The sequence below is a fragment of the Paraburkholderia sp. RL17-337-BIB-A genome, assembly GCF_046025895.1.
GTDB classification, from domain to species: domain Bacteria; phylum Pseudomonadota; class Gammaproteobacteria; order Burkholderiales; family Burkholderiaceae; genus Paraburkholderia; species Paraburkholderia fungorum_C.
This window is the reverse complement of the sequence record NZ_JARESY010000001.1, coordinates 819565-834432: the sequence shown is the minus strand read 5'-3', so window position 1 is coordinate 834432 and position 14868 is coordinate 819565. Positions and strand designations below refer to the sequence as shown.

Sequence of the window (14868 nt, the reverse complement as noted above, 5' to 3'; positions counted from 1 at the left end):
GACCATTCACGCGCTTAAGCGCCAACTCAAAACACTACGGAATTCTCATGGAAATCGGACAATACCAACCGAATCTCGACGGCGACGGACTGCGTATCGGCATCGTCCAGGCGCGTTTTAACGAACCCGTCTGCAACGGTCTCGCGGATTCGTGCATCGAAGAACTCGAACGCCTCGGCGTGACCGGCGAAGACGTGCTGCTGGTCACCGTGCCGGGCGCGCTGGAAATCCCGCTGGCGCTGCAAAAGCTCGCCGAAAGCGCGCAATTCGACGCGCTGATCGCGCTGGGCGCGGTGATTCGCGGCGAGACGTACCACTTCGAACTGGTGTCGAATGAAAGTGGCGCGGGCATCACGCGTATCGGCCTCGACTTTGGCATTCCGGTCGCGAACGCCGTGCTGACCACGGAAAACGACGAGCAAGCCGTCGCGCGCATGACCGAGAAGGGTCGTGACGCAGCGCGCGTAGCTGTCGAAATGGCAAACCTCGCCGTCGCGCTCGAACAACTCGGCGGTGACGACGAAGAAGAAGACGAAGAAGAGGAAGAGGCATGAAGAGCGCACGCCGACGCTCCCGCGAATTGGCCACGCAGGGGCTTTATCAGTGGCTGCTGTCGGGCTCGCCCGGCGGTGAAATCGACGCGCAGCTGCGCGGCGCGCAAGGCTTCGACAAAGCCGACCACGAACATCTGGACGCCATCCTGCACGGCGTGATCCGCGATTCGGAAGCACTTTCCGCGGATATCACACCGTGCCTCGACCGCCCTATCGACCAGCTTTCGCCGGTTGAACGTGCCGTGTTGCTGGTCGCCGCGTTCGAACTGAAGAATCACGTCGATATCCCCTATCGCGTGGTCATCAACGAAGCGGTGGAACTCGCCAAGACGTTTGGCGGCGCAGACGGCTACAAGTACGTGAACGGTGTGCTGGACAAGCTGTCGGCGCAACTGCGCGCTGCTGAAACGCAGGCGGCTCGCAAGCATTGAGGTGGAGCGTGTGGCCTGGTCATGCGCCTCGCGCTAAACGTTGACCCGCCGGGTACCGGCCTGTGACGTGCGGTGCCGCAGGGACGCCAGCCGCTGGTTCGCCAGCCGCTGGTTCGCCAGCCGCTGGTTTCGGCGACGGCTGGTTTCCGTGGCCACCGTATTGCCAGCGGCTGGATCGCCGGCCGCCGGATCGCCGGCCGGTTGAACCCCAAACTGAACAATGCAGCCCCATATTGCTGGGCGCTTGCAAGGACGCCACCGCGCACATCAACCCATGCGCCAGGCGCCGTCTCGCTTTTGCTTCTGAATTGAACTGAACTGGATTGATCGTATGAACTCCGTGACCGAACCTTTGGTGCGGCTTGCTGCCCGCGTCGACGCCATCCAGCCTTTCTACGTGATGGAACTGGCCAAGGAAGCCGCGCTGCTCGAGCGTGATGGGCGCGACATCATCCACATGGGAATCGGCGAACCCGATTTCACCGCCCCCGAGCCGGTCATCGAAGCGGCCGCGAGCGCCCTGCGCCGCGGCGTCACGCAATACACCAATGCGCTCGGCCTACACGCACTGCGCGAGGCGATCTCGACGCATTACGCCGAGGTCTACGGCGTCAGCGTCGATCCGGCGCGGATCGTCGTCACCGCCGGGGCTTCTGCCGCGCTGCTGCTGGCTTGCGCGGCACTGGTGGATCGCGATGATGAAGTATTGATGCCCGACCCGTGCTACCCGTGCAACCGGCACTTCGTGATCGCTGCCGAGGGCAAGCCGGTGATGGTGCCAAGCGGGCCGGCCGAACGCTTTCAGCTGACCGCCGCCGATGTGGAGCGTCTGTGGAACGAGCGCACCCGTGGCGTGCTGCTGGCATCGCCGTCGAACCCGACCGGCACGTCGATCGAACCGGCGGAACTCGAACGTATCGTCAAGGCCGTGCGGGCGCGTGGCGGCTTTACGATCGTCGACGAGATCTACCAGGGCTTGAGCTACGACGCGCAGCCCGTCTCGGCGCTCTCATTCGGCGAGGACGTGATCACCGTCAACAGCTTTTCAAAGTACTTCAACATGACCGGCTGGCGTTTGGGCTGGCTGGTGGTGCCGCCCAGCATGGTCGGCGCGTTCGAAAAGCTCGCGCAGAATCTGTTCATCTGCGCGTCGGCGCTCGCGCAGCATGCGGCGCTGGCCTGCTTCGAACCGGACACCATTGCCATCTACGAAGCGCGCCGCCTCGAATTCAAGCGCCGCCGCGATTTCATTGCGCCAGCGCTCGAATCGCTGGGCTTTTCGGTGCCGGTGATGCCCGACGGCGCGTTCTATGTGTACGCCGATTGCCGCACCGTCGCGCATCAGGCGGCCGGAGATAGTGCAGCGCTAACCAAAGCGATGCTGCACGACGCGGGCGTGGTGTTGGTGCCGGGCATGGACTTCGGCACGCACGCGCCGAAAGACTACATCCGGCTGTCGTATGCAACCGCCCTGCCGAAGCTGGAGGAAGCGGTCGAGCGGTTAGCGAAGCTCTTTGGGCGGCACTGACCGAAAGGCATAAGCGCCGCGCAGACTTGAGCCTCCTAAGAGCCCGCCAAAGCAGGTTGCCACAACGTGCTGACGCACACGCTTCACCGCCGCGCGGCGCGCGAGCGCCCTGGCCCCAAAAGAAAAAGGACACCCGACCGGTGTCCTTTTTTGTACCTGCTGCCTTCGTGTCAGGCTAACCGCATTACACCAACCTCAAGCGCCCAACTCCGAAGCCGATGCCACATGCTTGGTCGCATTGGAACTGGCATCGTCCTGTTCGGACACTGGCGCCTTCACGGGTGTTGCCGTACTCAGCGGATGACCGCCTTCGAGCGTCACCTGCACGCGTTTGCCGTTAGTCGCCGACGCCGCTGCAGCCGTAGCCGTGTTCGACGCGGTCAGAACCGGCGCCTGCGGTGCGTTGATCGGCACCTTGCGACCACGCGCCACATCGCGCAAACGGCCACGTTCGGCCATTACCTTGGCGCCGTAGCCGCCGTCGTCCTGCGAGGTCGAGCCGACGTAGAGACGCAGACCGCCCGGCAGCGAACCGCCACGTGCGATGCAATCCTTCAGCACCAGCGCGCCCACCTTGATGTTCGCAACCGGTTCAAGCGCAGCGCTCTCGCCGCCGAAATACTGGAATTTGTCCGAGTGAACCTTGGACATCACCTGCATCAGACCTTGTGCGCCCACGCCGCTCTCGGCGTACGGGTTGAAGCCCGATTCAATCGCCATCACGGATAGCAGCAGAAGCGGGTCGAGACCGACCTCGCGGCCGGTGTCGAACGCGGCCTTCACGAGCTCGCTGACGGGCTCCTGAGCGACGCGATAGCGGCGCGCCAGGTACGACGCGACCAGATCCTGCTCGCGGGTCGAGACCAGCACGCGATCATCGCGTGCGTCGGCGGAAACGCGTTGCGCCGGAATCAGCCGGGCCAGCGCGGAGACGCTCTGCATGGTGCGCGGGTCGAGCCCGTTCAGCGCTGCCACGCCCATACCGGACGTGCCGCTGCCGTCGAAGGCGCCGTCGTAGCTGGTGTTGCTGGCGGTGACGCCGTTACTACCGTTGTTCGCGCCGCTAGCGGCGTCGCTACTGGTCGAATTCGAGGACAGCGAATCGTCAGCGGACGCGCGAGGCGGTCCGAAAGCGGGCAAGGGGTTGCCCTGCAGCAGGCGGGCAGGACCGGCTTGCACAGCAGCGGAGATGACCGGCATCAGCTTGGCGGCAAGGGGGCCGCGCCAGGCCGGCATCAGCCACAGCGTGAGTGCCAGCACGACAGCGATTCCGCCGACGATGCTGAACAGGTGATGACTCATTCGTGTCCCGCGACGCAACACACCACGCACAAATTGCGCGATACGCTCATCGGGACGCCACGATAACCAGGCGTTCATTCAGATCTCCCATGTTGCATGATCCACGAACCCCGCCAGGTGAACAGGCGGCAACACACGTTCGCAGAGTCAAGACATCGCGCGCTCTGTCTGGTTAGGGCAGCTGCGACGTCGGGAAAACGGCAAATACCGTTTGTGGGGAGCCATCTTGAAAAGAGGCCCGCGGCATGCCAAAAAAGCATGCAGGCGGTAGCTCCCACGCGAAAAACCAGCGTCAGTTGGCGCTGGCAAGGACATCTATAAGACCGTCAAATACCGTGCAGGGGATCGGCAAACGGTGACGCGTTGCGTCTGATGGGACCGGGGGCAGTGGTAAAAAGGTTCACGCCCTGCAACCAATGTGGACGGATTCTATGCAGGGTTTTATAGATCGTCAACACTATAAATAGGCAAATCTATAACTAATTGTAATAATGAACAGTGTTCAGCCCGTTCAAAACCGCGCGGCGCGCGCCTCTTGAGCTATCTCAATTCCTCCTCAAGACGTAGGCCATTTGGCCGATCTACGTGCGCGAGCCAACACAGGTAAAATCGACAATCATTTTGGCGCCGCAAAGCCCTGCTGCGCCCATCCATTTCGCCGCTTGCGCGGCTCTCTACCGCACCAGATGAAATACAAAGACCTGCGCGATTTCGTCGGCCGTCTCGAAACGATCGGTGAGTTGCGCCGTATCTCGCAAAACGTCTCGCCGATCCTGGAAATGACCGAAGTGTGCGACCGCGTCCTGCGCGCGGGCGGCCCGGCGTTATTGTTTGAGAGCCAGCAGCAGCACGCGTTTCCGGTCCTCGGCAACCTGTTCGGCACGCCGCGCCGCGTCGCGCTCGGCATGGGGATCGACGCGCAAGCTGGCGCAGGTGATGGCGCTGCGTTGGAGTCGTTGCGAGACGTAGGGCGCCTGCTCTCCGCATTGAAGGAACCGGAGCCGCCGAAGGGACTCAAGGACGCCGGAAAACTGTTCACGCTCGCGAAGGCCGTTTGGGACATGGCGCCCCGGACAGTGAGCGCACCGCCCTGCCAGGAAATCGTCTGGGAGGGCAATGATGTCGACCTCGGCAAGCTGCCGATTCAGACCTGCTGGCCGGGTGACGCAGGCCCGCTGATCACATGGGGTCTGACCGTCACGAAAGGCCCGAACAAGAGCCGACAAAATTTAGGTATATATCGCCAGCAACTGATCGGGCGTAACAAACTGATCATGCGATGGCTCGCGCATCGCGGCGGCGCACTCGATTTCCGCGAGTTCGCGCTGCAGAATCCGGGCAAGCCGTATCCGGTGGCCGTGGTACTGGGCGCCGATCCGGCAACCATCCTCGGTGCGGTCACGCCGGTGCCCGACACGCTCTCCGAATACCAGTTCGCCGGGTTGCTGCGCGGCGGCCGCACCGAACTCGCGAAGTGCATCACGCCGGGCGTCGACGGCTTGCAGGTGCCGGCGCGTGCAGAGATCGTGCTGGAAGGCTTCATCCATCCGCAGGAAGGCACGCCCTCGCCGGCTCCCGCGGGTGCGCCGCCGCGTCCGGCCAAGGGCGCTTCGGCCGCTTACGAACACGCGCTGGAAGGTCCCTATGGCGACCATACCGGCTACTACAACGAGCAGGAGTGGTTTCCCGTCTTCACGGTCGAGCGCATCACCATGCGGCGCGACGCGATCTATCACTCCACCTACACCGGCAAACCGCCGGACGAACCCGCCGTGCTCGGCGTCGCGCTCAACGAAGTGTTCGTGCCGCTGTTGCAGAAGCAGTTCACCGAGATCACCGATTTCTATCTGCCGCCCGAAGGATGCAGCTACCGGATGGCGATCGTGCAGATGAAGAAGAGCTACCCCGGCCACGCCAAGCGCGTGATGTTCGGCGTGTGGAGCTTCCTGCGGCAATTCATGTATACGAAGTTCATCGTCGTGGTCGACGAGGACGTGAATATCCGCGACTGGAAGGAAGTGATCTGGGCCATCACCACGCGTGTCGACCCGGCGCGCGACACCGTGCTGGTCGATCGCACGCCGATCGACTATCTGGATTTCGCCTCCCCGGTAGCGGGCCTCGGATCGAAGATGGGACTGGACGCGACCAACAAATGGCCCGGCGAAACGGAGCGCGAATGGGGCCGCCCGATCGAGATGGACGGTGCGGTCAAACAGCGCATCGACACTCTGTGGGATGAATTGGGGCTGTAATAAAAGCCTCGAATCACACCCGTTCGATTTCATGATTCTGTTGGCATCGAAGCGATCTGGCCACCCGCCGGATCGCTCGCGCTCAAACAAGTCTGAATAACAAAACTGATGGAGCAGTTGCGCGGATGCATGCCTTTTCAATGATGTCGGATGGATTTTTTCTGTCGTTGTCGCTCTGTCTGGATATCGGTCTCGTCAACGTCGCGATCATTTCGCTGACGCTGTCGCACGGCTTCAAACCGGGCTTCTGGCTGGGCCTGGGTTCCTGTTTCGGCGATCTGGTTTACGCGGCGCTCGCGCTCGCGGGAATGGCTGCGCTACTGCAGTTCGAATCGGTGCGCTGGGTGGTGTGGATCGGCGGCGCGGCGATTCTGCTGTTTCTCACATGGAAGATGGCGCGTGAAGCACTGTTGCCGGCCTCCGCCCCTGCCGTTGCCGGAGGAGCGGAGGCCAAAACGCCGCATCTTTCCCCGTGGCGCGGTTTCTTGCGCGGCGTGTTGCTGGCAATGTCGTCGCCTTCGGCGATTCTGTGGTTCGCCGCAGTCGGCGGCGCGTTGATTGCGAAAGCCGGCGCCACCAGCGTGACGACTGCACCGGTATTCCTCGGCGGCTTCTTCCTGGGTGGCTTGTGCTGGACGATCTTTATCTGCGGACTCGGCAGCCACGGACGCAATCGCGCCGGCACCGGTTTGCTGCGCGCCTGCCATGTGTTGTCAGCGCTGCTGTTCGCGTACTTCTCGTACAGCGTGATCGTGAACGGATATCGCGATCTGATCGTGCAGACCGCACAGGTGGCAAGCTAATAAAAAAAACGGCTCGCCTTGGCGAGCCGTCTTCCGTCAATTCCACCGGAGTGCAGCGCGGCGGCGTAAAGCCCAATGCCTACTATCAGGCGAGATACTGTGCGAGCTTCGCCAGATCCACGTTGCCGCCGCTCAACACCACCCCAACGCGCTTACCCTTCACCGGCACGATGCCATTGAGCACGGCAGCCGCGCCAAGGCAACCCGTCGGTTCGACCACGATCTTCATGCGCTGCGCGAAGAAACGCAGGGTCTCGATCAACTGCGCGTCGGTGACCGTTTCGATCTGCGCGACCCGTTGCCGGATGATGGCAAAGGTGTAGTCGCCGAGATGCGTGGAGGCGGCACCGTCGGCAATCGTGCGCGGTGCGTCGATATGCACGATCTCGCCGCGCGCGAGCGATTGCTGGCCGTCGTTGCCGGCTTCGGGCTCGACGCCGATCACGGTGCACGCCGGGCTCAATGCCGCCGCCGACAATGCACTGCCGCCGATCAGCCCGCCGCCGCCAAGGCAAACGAACAGCATGTCGAGCGGGCCAGTTTCTTCGATCAACTCCTTGACCGCCGTGCCCTGCCCGGCGATCACGTGCGGATGATCGTACGGCGGAATCAGCGTCATGCCGCGCTCTTCGGCGAGCCGCCGGCCGATCTCTTCGCGATTCTCGGTGTAGCGGTCGTAGCTGATCACTTCGCCACCATAACCCTTGGTCGCCGCGACTTTAGCGGCGGGCGCGTCGTGCGGCATGATGATCGTCGCCTGAATGCCTGCAAGGCGCGCCGATAGCGCAATCGCTTGCGCATGGTTACCCGACGAGTACGTCAGCACGCCTGCTTTGCGCTGCTCCGCGTCGAAATGCGAAATCGCGTTGTAGGCGCCGCGAAACTTGAAGGCGCCCATGCGTTGAAAATTTTCGCACTTGAAAAACACCGACGCGCCCGTGCGCTCATTGAACGTGCTGGAAGTTAGAACGGGGGTACGGTGGGCGACGCCTTCGAGACGCGCAGCGGCGTCGAGTACGTCTTGATAAGTAGGAACGGGAAGCGCTTGCATCGGCGAAACTCTCCAGGAGCGGTGGCGAAGCCAGCCATTCTCCCAGCTTCGCCGATGCTTTGGTATGTCGCAGTAAAAACACAAACGGCGCAACCCGGCGATCACGCCGGCGTTACGCCGTCAACCTGTCTTCACGCCCTTTTTCGATCAGTGGCGATAGTAGCCGTGTCCGCGGCCGTAATAACCGCGGTAATAGCCGTGACGGTAATAAGGACGGCCATAGCCACCGTAATATCCACCCACCACGACCGCCGGCGGCGGTGCGTAATAGACCGGCGGCGGCGGCGCGTAATAGACCGGCGGCGGCGCGGCATAAACCGGATATGCCGGCGCGACCGGAATACCAATCCCAATACCCACGGAAACGTGCGCTTCAGCAGCGGTAGCGAACCCCACGCCGAGTGCGGCGGCAACAACAAACGGAACGATCTTTTTCACTTTGTTCTCCTGGCGCGGCCGGTCAAGGTCGCCAACTTCGCATGCCTTGCATGCTACGAAATCAATGTATCGAAAAAGACTGCGCATGGATGTTCGCATTTGTTGCAAATTGCAATCGACGGCAATAGGTCGGAATTTGCAACAGCGCTGCCCCGCGCGGACAAGCGCTGTAACGGACTGAGAACCAAGGGTTTGGCAGCGGTGGAGCGCACGCGAATGCACTGCCTTGCGGCGCTTGCGGCTTCAGGCGCCCGTTTGTCAGTAATCTTTGATTACAAATTCGCTTCAATCCTGACGGCTCAAATGAAAAATGCCCGGCGCAATCGCGTCGGGCATCTCTTACTCGTGAGCAGACGGTATTTTCAGCCTACCTTCACATAGGCGAATTCTCTGGAGACGTTGGGTGGGACATACGCGCCGCTGATGCGCACGCGTGGCGTCAAGCGCTTTTTCTGTTCCCACCAGCGACGGCGCTGCGAATGCGTCAAGAACCGCAAGTGCTTTCGGTAAGAAAAAATATTCATCGTTACCTCCCGAATCTGACTGCGAGACGAAAAACCCAGAACAGCAACTGCCAAACCGGCTCAAGACGAAATTGTGAGCAGTTTTCGGACCTGCGGGGCGCGCGCGAGCGGATGACCGACCGGACGCGCCATATCTCAGGCGCACTGATCAGAGGAATGCCTACGCCGGGACACACCACAGCCGGGCGGATGCGCGATACTTCTGCTTTCCCCGTTCAAGTGTCCCGTCTGGAGCACGCAACCATGTCCCACCCCTCTCTGCCGCGCCTCGGCTTTATCGGTGCGGGGCGGCTCGCGCGCTGTCTCGCGCTAAGCTTTTCACGCGCCGGCTATCCCGTCACGGCGGTGGCGAGCCGCACGCCAGCCTCGGCCAGCCGGCTTGCCAGTCAAATCGAGCATTGCGCGGCATTCGACAATCCACAACAGGTTGTCGACGCCGCCGATATCGTCTTTTTAGCCGTTCCCGATGACAGCATCGGTACGACAGCACACATACTGCGCTTCGCGGCCGACGCGGCGAGCGGCCCACACGGCAAAGCACTCGTGCATTGCAGCGGCGCCTCGCCGATCGAATTGCTGGCCCCGGCGCGCGCCCAGGGCGCGGCAATCGGCGGTTTTCACCCACTGTACCTCTTTGGCGGCGATCTCGCCGACCTCGAACGGATCGCTGGCTGCTCGGTGACGATCGAGGCCGACGGCACCCTGAAGGACGCCCTTACGGCGCTGGCCGTCGCGCTGCGCTGCCACCCATTGTCGATCCCAGCGGGCGGCCGCATGCTGTATCACGCCGCCGCGCATTACGCCGCGAGTTTCGCGCTGTGCAGCCTCGCTGAATGCGTTGCCCTGTGGCGCACGCTGGGTTTCGCCGAAGACGACGCGCTGCGGGCGCTGCTGCCGATGCTGTCCGGCACCATCGAAACCGCCCGCGACAAGGGCCTGCCCAATGCGCTCGCCGGCCCCGTGTCGCGCGGCGATACGGGCGTCGTGGCGAAGCAGTTGGCCTTGCTGGAAAGCCTCGGCGGCGACCATGCCGCGTTGTACGGCTTGCTGTCGCGACGCGCGGTCGAACTGGCCGAACGCCGCGCTAAACCGCCCGCCGCCATCGAGGCGATTGCCGAGGCGGTGGAAGAATCGCTCGGCCGGTCACTGAATCAGGCCGCAGCAGGTGCAAGCGTCAAGTAAGGCGTGATAATGTGACGTCCGGCGCCGCGTGCAATCCGCCAGCGCCGCGCTTCGGGACCAACAGACGAGAACGCACAATGATCAAGGTCAGCATCCTTTATCCATATCGGGAAAACGGCCACTTCGACGTGGAGTATTACTGCGCCACGCACATGCCGCTCGCAGCGAAGCTGTTCGGGCCGTCACTGAAAGGCTGGTCGGTCGACGTCGGCATCAACGCCGGGCCGCCGGGAACGCCACCGCCGTACGTTGCCGCAGGCCACTTCCTGTTCGATAGCGCGGACGACTTCTACAAAGTCTTCAAGCCGGCCTCGGAGCAGTTGCTTGCCGACATCCCGAACTACACCGACGGTGGCAACGGCGCGATTCTGATCAGCGAAATCAAGGTTTCTGTGTGATATCCCGTGGCCGGGTGCGGCTTGGCGGCATGCGGTTCGCCGGCTAGCCTGACTCGCACATCTGGAAATTGATCTACCGCGTCCCTATTTATGACGCGTCACGCGCCCTCCTGCGGGAACGGCGCGGGCAAGCCAAATAAACTGCCGGCGCACCGATCGGTCAGCGCCGGCACCTTGCGGCCGATCCACGGCCGTCATTCGAAGGATAAGGACACGAGATGTTTGGCGATATCGCCCGTTTTCTGCTCAATACCGTCTTTACGCTGTTCGGCGCCGCGTTGCTGCTGCGCGCATGGCTGCAAGTCGTGCGCCTGCCGCCGTACAACCCTGTCTCGAACGCCGTGCTGCAAGTCACCAACTGGATCGTGCTGCCCTTACGGCACATCCTGCACAGCACGCGCAATATCGACTGGGCCAGCCTGGTCGCGGCTCTGCTGGCGGCAATCGTTTATGTGGTGCTGATGGTGGCGCTCACAGGCGCCGATCCGCTCACGCTCGCGCCGACCTTGCTGATCGTGGCTGTGCTGACGCTCATCAAGTGGGCGCTGAATCTGATCATCTGGATGACGATCCTGATGGCGCTGCTGTCATGGCTCAATCCGCGCTCGTCGGCCATGCCGATCCTGTACCAGCTGACCGCGCCGTTTTTGAATCCGCTGCGCCGTATCGTGCCGCAACTCGGCGGCATTGACCTCTCGCCGATTCTGCTGTTCGTGATCGTGCAGGTGCTGCTGATGGTGGTCACGCGCGCGGCCGTTCAGTTGACTTACTTCGTGATCTGAACGGCGCTTTGTGCGCCGCGTGGACATGCGGGCGGCAGCGCGATTTGCGCTAACCGCCCCTTCCCGAGTAGAATTGTGGGCTTCGCGGGCGTCGTATAATGGTAATACCCTAGCTTCCCAAGCTAGAGCCGTGGGTTCGATTCCCATCGCCCGCTCCAGATTCTTTTCAGCCCGCCTGGCGGTCGCCCAGGCGGCTTCGCGAAAGCGATCTGATTCTGCAGCAATTCCCGCCAGCTTCACATTCAGCCTGTCTTCCGAGAAGTCGCACAAACGCGCGCACCAAGTCGCGAAGCGCCTTCGCGGTGTTCAACACCAGCGATTTGCTTCCCAAACCAAACGCGCAGATGCAGCCGCGTGATACCGCCCGAGAATAGCGTCGCCGTCCTTCAGGCCGGCCGCCGTCTGGACGGACCCTTTTCGGGTGTGCTACCTTACGCGCACTTGCAACGTCCGCTCCATCTTCCTGCTGAGCCTTCAGCAGAATCCAGCACGAGCCGCCTCCCATGAAGGCGGCTTTTTTGTAGTGGCAGCGGCCAGCCTGGCGTTTCGAGCGAACCGCGCCTGCGAGCCGCGGCCCTTGCCGCGCGAGCGCAGAAGGCGCCTCGCAACGCCATGCAAACCGCCACGCACTGACCCCTTGTAGCAGCATCGACAATGATCCACGATCCAAACGACGCCGGCCTGCCGGACGGCCTCCCGACTTCCCCCGAGACCGAAGGCCCACCGGCCAACACCAACGCCAACGGCGACAACGACGCCTTGCAAGAAGAAGGCTTGCATCGACGCCGCATCCGCAGCTTTGTCACGCGTGCGGGCCGCGTATCCACCGGCCAGCGCCGCGCGATGGACGAACTCGGTCCGCGTTTCGTCGTGCCCTTCACACCGCAGCAACCCGACTGGAATAGCGTGTTTGGCCGCGCCGCGCCGCGCGTGCTGGAAATTGGCTTCGGGATGGGCGCGACCACCGCGGAGATCGCCTCGCACCGTCCCGACGACGATTTCCTCGGCGTGGAAGTGCACGAGCCAGGCGTAGGCGCGCTGCTGAAGCTGATGGGGGAGCAAGGGCTGTCGAACATCCGCATCATTCAACACGATGCCGTCGAGGTACTCGAACAGATGATCGCGCCAGACAGCCTCGATGGCGTGCATATCTTCTTTCCGGACCCGTGGCACAAGGCTCGTCATCACAAGCGCCGGCTCATTCAGCCGAAGTTCGTCGCGTTGCTGGTCTCTCGTTTGAAGCCGGGCGCCTATCTGCATTGCGCGACCGACTGGCAAAACTACGCCGAGCAGATGCTCGAGGTGCTGGGCGCCGACCCCGCGCTGGAAAATACGGCGGACGGGTACGCGCCGCGACCCGAGTATCGTCCGGTGACGAAGTTCGAACGCCGCGGGCTGCGACTCGGACATGGCGTGTGGGACCTGGTGTTCAGAAAGCGCGGCGCAGCATAAAGCCGCTTCGCATTCGCAACTCGCCGGCAGCAAGCAACGCAAGCAAAAAGGTCCGCCAACGCGGACCTTTTTGCATGGCTAAAGGCCGGGCGGCAACTCAGTCCGCCCAGCTCAATTCGCCGCTATAGCCCACCAGCAGAATCAACAATCCGAAGCCGATCCGGTACCACGCGAACACCGTGAAATCGTGCGCGGCGATGTAGCGCAGCAGCCAGCGCACGCACGCGAAGGCGCTGATGAAGGCCGCCACGAAGCCGAGCGCAAAGCTGCCGAGCGCGTCGGCGGACAGCAGATGCCAGTCTTTATAGAGTTCGTAAGCCGTCGCGCCGAAGATGATCGGAATCGCGAGGAAGAAAGAAAATTCCGTGGCGACACGCCGCTCGAGACCAAACAGCATCCCGCCGATGATCGTCGAACCCGAGCGCGACATGCCAGGCATCAGCGCGAAACATTGAGCGAGGCCGACTTTCAAGGCATCCAGCGGGCTTAGATCGTCCACGTTCTGAATGCGCGCCGCCGCTCCTCGCGCGCGCTCGCGCGCTTCCGCCCACAGGATCACCACCCCGCCCGCCACCAGCGCGAACGCGACCGGCACCGGCGAAAACAGCGCCGCCTTGATGGCCTTTTCGAACAGCAGGCCGAGCACGATCGCCGGAATCGTCGCGATGATCACGTTGAGCGTGAAGCGGCGCGCGTCAGGACGGCTGGGCAAGCCGACCACCACACTGCCGATGCGCCGGCGAAACTCCCAGCAGACGGCCAGAATCGCGCCGAGCTGAATCACGACATCGAAGGTTTTCGCGTGTTCGTCCGTGAAATTGAGCAGACTGCCCGCGACGATCAGATGGCCGGTGCTGGAGACCGGCAAAAATTCCGTCAACCCTTCGACGACGCCCAGAATCAGCGCCTTGCAAGCCAATAGCCAGTCCATCCGTGACCCTCATCGCTGTAGATAGTCGAAACGAACAGGGTCGGCCAGTGCGCGCGCGACCCTGCAGGCCGCGCACAGCGTCATTTTTCGACGATTTGCACGCGTATGCCGTTTGTAAGGATGGTGATTGTACCGGGTTCGTAATTCACGCCGGCAAATTGCAGTTGTTCGGGCTTGAAGGTGTAGATCGGATAGTTGGTCAGCAACTGCGTGGCGAGAGCGGCCGCCGCGGCATTGATCTGCTGCGTGTAGGCCTGCGCCTGCCCGCTTACGCTGACGTTGTCGACGTTCGGCGACTTGAGCACGACCGATTTGCTGGCGGCGTCGTAGGCCAGTTCGCTCGACAGCGTGAATACGCCGTCGACCGGTTGCGGCATGAACGGGCTCGCGAATCGGGCGTCGAGCTTCACCGAGACGCGGTTCGCATCCGGCAGGAAGCCGACCACCGGATTGGTCAGCGCGACCTCGAACACTTGCGAGACGGTGCGCTGATAGGGGAATTTACGCTGCACCGCGTCCTGAACCTGTTGCTGCGAGAACGTGTAGTGCGAAGGGATGAACGGAAAGGTCGGCGTCGCGCAGGCCGCCAGCGACACGGTGATGCCGAGCGCCGTGCAGCTTGCCAGCGCTGCGAGCAGTAAGCGGCGCCGGGTCGGCGCAGCGGGTCGAGTCATGCGAAATCTCCTGTGGAAGCCTTCTCGAGCATGCGGTTGCGTGAGGTTGTTCTGATTCGAATCAATGGGTGACGTGACGGTTCGCCCGCGTGCGCTAGCGGCGCGCCGCTGGTTGCGGTTGAGTCTGCAATTCGAGCTGGGTCAGCCACGCGAGTGCCTCACTGCGGTTCGTGCCACACATATCCGCTTGCGGTTGCAAACCGGAACAGCACGCCGGCCGCTCCGGCTGACCGAAGATCGCGCAGCGCAGATCGTCGCCGAGTTGCACGCAGCGCACGCCCGCCGGCTTGCCATTCGGCATGCCCGGAATCGGGCTCGAAATCGACGGCGCGATGCAACACGCGCCGCAATCGGGACGGCACGCATGATCGGTCACATTGAACGGGGACTCACGTTTCACCACACTGTTCGGCACATCGCTCACGACATTTTTCCTGAACTCGAAAACATACAACGCCATACCAGACCCGCATTGTGCCATCGCATCCGGTGCGACCTTTTTACACAATCCGGCAGAAGGTCGCTCACGTAAACTCGGTGGATACGGAAGGCCACGCTCAAGA

Annotated in this window: 15 protein-coding genes and 1 tRNA gene; 10 read left to right on the top strand and 6 right to left on the bottom strand. The window is 62.6% G+C overall.

Annotated features, from left to right (window positions below; translation table 11 throughout):
- Positions 1-47 precede the first annotated feature (47 nt).
- The 3 genes from ribH to P0D84_RS03915 all read left to right on the top strand — a co-directional run bounded on the left by ribH (position 48) and on the right by P0D84_RS03915 (position 2513).
- A complete protein-coding gene (ribH, locus tag P0D84_RS03925; RefSeq protein WP_006050161.1) occupies positions 48-554 on the top strand; it encodes a 6,7-dimethyl-8-ribityllumazine synthase in 507 nt (168 codons plus the stop codon).
- A complete protein-coding gene (gene nusB / locus P0D84_RS03920) occupies positions 551-985 on the top strand; it encodes a transcription antitermination factor NusB (protein ID WP_408332615.1) in 435 nt (144 codons plus the stop codon). Before ribH ends, nusB begins: the two co-directional genes overlap by 4 nt.
- Positions 986-1316: 331 nt before the next feature.
- Positions 1317-2513, top strand: coding sequence for a pyridoxal phosphate-dependent aminotransferase (locus tag P0D84_RS03915; RefSeq protein ID WP_408332614.1), 1197 nt, complete (start codon positions 1317-1319; stop codon positions 2511-2513).
- A gap of 195 nt (positions 2514-2708) precedes the next feature.
- Here P0D84_RS03915 and P0D84_RS03910 read toward each other — a convergent pair whose 3' ends face one another.
- Positions 2709-3893, bottom strand: coding sequence for a transglycosylase SLT domain-containing protein (locus tag P0D84_RS03910; RefSeq protein ID WP_408332612.1), 1185 nt, complete (start codon positions 3891-3893; stop codon positions 2709-2711).
- Between the two features lie 608 nt (positions 3894-4501).
- Between P0D84_RS03910 and P0D84_RS03905 the strand changes: the two genes are divergently transcribed.
- The gene (locus P0D84_RS03905; RefSeq protein WP_408332610.1) at positions 4502-6070 is read left to right on the top strand and encodes a UbiD family decarboxylase; all 1569 of its coding nucleotides are present in this window, start codon (positions 4502-4504) and stop codon (positions 6068-6070) included.
- Positions 6071-6195: 125 nt separating this feature from the next.
- Positions 6196-6873 (top strand): LysE family translocator, encoded by a 678-nt coding sequence (locus P0D84_RS03900; RefSeq protein WP_408332608.1) that lies wholly within the window; start codon positions 6196-6198, stop codon positions 6871-6873.
- A gap of 85 nt (positions 6874-6958) precedes the next feature.
- Here P0D84_RS03900 and P0D84_RS03895 read toward each other — a convergent pair whose 3' ends face one another.
- Both P0D84_RS03895 and P0D84_RS03890 read right to left on the bottom strand, forming a co-directional pair.
- A complete protein-coding gene (locus tag P0D84_RS03895) occupies positions 6959-7924 on the bottom strand; it encodes a threo-3-hydroxy-L-aspartate ammonia-lyase (protein ID WP_408332606.1) in 966 nt (321 codons plus the stop codon).
- Between the two features lie 147 nt (positions 7925-8071).
- Positions 8072-8362, bottom strand: coding sequence for a hypothetical protein (locus P0D84_RS03890; protein WP_408332604.1), 291 nt, complete (start codon positions 8360-8362; stop codon positions 8072-8074).
- 767 nt (positions 8363-9129) lie between these two features.
- Between P0D84_RS03890 and P0D84_RS03885 the strand changes: the two genes are divergently transcribed.
- The 5 genes from P0D84_RS03885 (at position 9130) to trmB (ending at position 12700) form a co-directional block, all read left to right on the top strand.
- Positions 9130-10068: a Rossmann-like and DUF2520 domain-containing protein gene (locus P0D84_RS03885; protein ID WP_408332602.1), complete on the top strand. Its 939-nt coding sequence runs from the start codon at positions 9130-9132 to the stop codon at positions 10066-10068.
- Between the two features lie 77 nt (positions 10069-10145).
- Complete coding sequence (locus P0D84_RS03880; RefSeq protein WP_408332600.1) at positions 10146-10466, top strand: EthD family reductase; 321 nt, start codon at positions 10146-10148, stop codon at positions 10464-10466.
- A gap of 218 nt (positions 10467-10684) precedes the next feature.
- Positions 10685-11248 carry a YggT family protein gene (locus tag P0D84_RS03875; RefSeq protein WP_408332598.1) on the top strand — a complete coding sequence of 188 codons (564 nt, stop codon included), beginning with the start codon at positions 10685-10687 and terminating at the stop codon, positions 11246-11248.
- Positions 11249-11332: 84 nt separating this feature from the next.
- Positions 11333-11406, top strand: a tRNA-Gly gene (locus P0D84_RS03870).
- Positions 11407-11902: 496 nt separating this feature from the next.
- Positions 11903-12700 (top strand): tRNA (guanosine(46)-N7)-methyltransferase TrmB, encoded by a 798-nt coding sequence (trmB, locus tag P0D84_RS03865; RefSeq protein WP_408332597.1) that lies wholly within the window; start codon positions 11903-11905, stop codon positions 12698-12700.
- 97 nt (positions 12701-12797) lie between these two features.
- Here the strand turns inward: trmB and P0D84_RS03860 are convergent, their stop codons facing one another.
- The 3 genes from P0D84_RS03860 to P0D84_RS03850 all read right to left on the bottom strand — a co-directional run bounded on the left by P0D84_RS03860 (position 12798) and on the right by P0D84_RS03850 (position 14765).
- Positions 12798-13631, bottom strand: a complete 834-nt coding sequence (locus P0D84_RS03860) for an undecaprenyl-diphosphate phosphatase (RefSeq protein WP_408332595.1) — start codon at positions 13629-13631, stop codon at positions 12798-12800.
- A gap of 80 nt (positions 13632-13711) precedes the next feature.
- Positions 13712-14305: a DUF1439 domain-containing protein gene (locus P0D84_RS03855; protein ID WP_408332593.1), complete on the bottom strand. Its 594-nt coding sequence runs from the start codon at positions 14303-14305 to the stop codon at positions 13712-13714.
- 94 nt (positions 14306-14399) lie between these two features.
- Entirely contained in the window at positions 14400-14765 is a 366-nt protein-coding gene (locus P0D84_RS03850; protein ID WP_408332591.1) for a YkgJ family cysteine cluster protein, read from the bottom strand.
- Between the last annotated feature and the right edge of the window lie 103 nt (positions 14766-14868).

Coding starts and splice junctions, on each gene's coding strand:
- ribH (WP_006050161.1), top strand. CDS start 48: ATGGAAATCGGACAATACCAACCGAATCTCGACGGCGACGGACTGCGT.
- P0D84_RS03860 (WP_408332595.1), bottom strand. CDS start 13,631: ATGGACTGGCTATTGGCTTGCAAGGCGCTGATTCTGGGCGTCGTCGAA.
- P0D84_RS03905 (WP_408332610.1), top strand. CDS start 4,502: ATGAAATACAAAGACCTGCGCGATTTCGTCGGCCGTCTCGAAACGATC.
- P0D84_RS03895 (WP_408332606.1), bottom strand. CDS start 7,924: ATGCAAGCGCTTCCCGTTCCTACTTATCAAGACGTACTCGACGCCGCT.
- nusB (WP_408332615.1), top strand. CDS start 551: ATGAAGAGCGCACGCCGACGCTCCCGCGAATTGGCCACGCAGGGGCTT.
- P0D84_RS03880 (WP_408332600.1), top strand. CDS start 10,146: ATGATCAAGGTCAGCATCCTTTATCCATATCGGGAAAACGGCCACTTC.
- P0D84_RS03915 (WP_408332614.1), top strand. CDS start 1,317: ATGAACTCCGTGACCGAACCTTTGGTGCGGCTTGCTGCCCGCGTCGAC.
- P0D84_RS03855 (WP_408332593.1), bottom strand. CDS start 14,305: ATGACTCGACCCGCTGCGCCGACCCGGCGCCGCTTACTGCTCGCAGCG.
- P0D84_RS03850 (WP_408332591.1), bottom strand. CDS start 14,765: ATGGCGTTGTATGTTTTCGAGTTCAGGAAAAATGTCGTGAGCGATGTG.
- P0D84_RS03875 (WP_408332598.1), top strand. CDS start 10,685: ATGTTTGGCGATATCGCCCGTTTTCTGCTCAATACCGTCTTTACGCTG.
- P0D84_RS03900 (WP_408332608.1), top strand. CDS start 6,196: ATGCATGCCTTTTCAATGATGTCGGATGGATTTTTTCTGTCGTTGTCG.
- P0D84_RS03885 (WP_408332602.1), top strand. CDS start 9,130: ATGTCCCACCCCTCTCTGCCGCGCCTCGGCTTTATCGGTGCGGGGCGG.
- P0D84_RS03910 (WP_408332612.1), bottom strand. CDS start 3,893: ATGAACGCCTGGTTATCGTGGCGTCCCGATGAGCGTATCGCGCAATTT.
- trmB (WP_408332597.1), top strand. CDS start 11,903: ATGATCCACGATCCAAACGACGCCGGCCTGCCGGACGGCCTCCCGACT.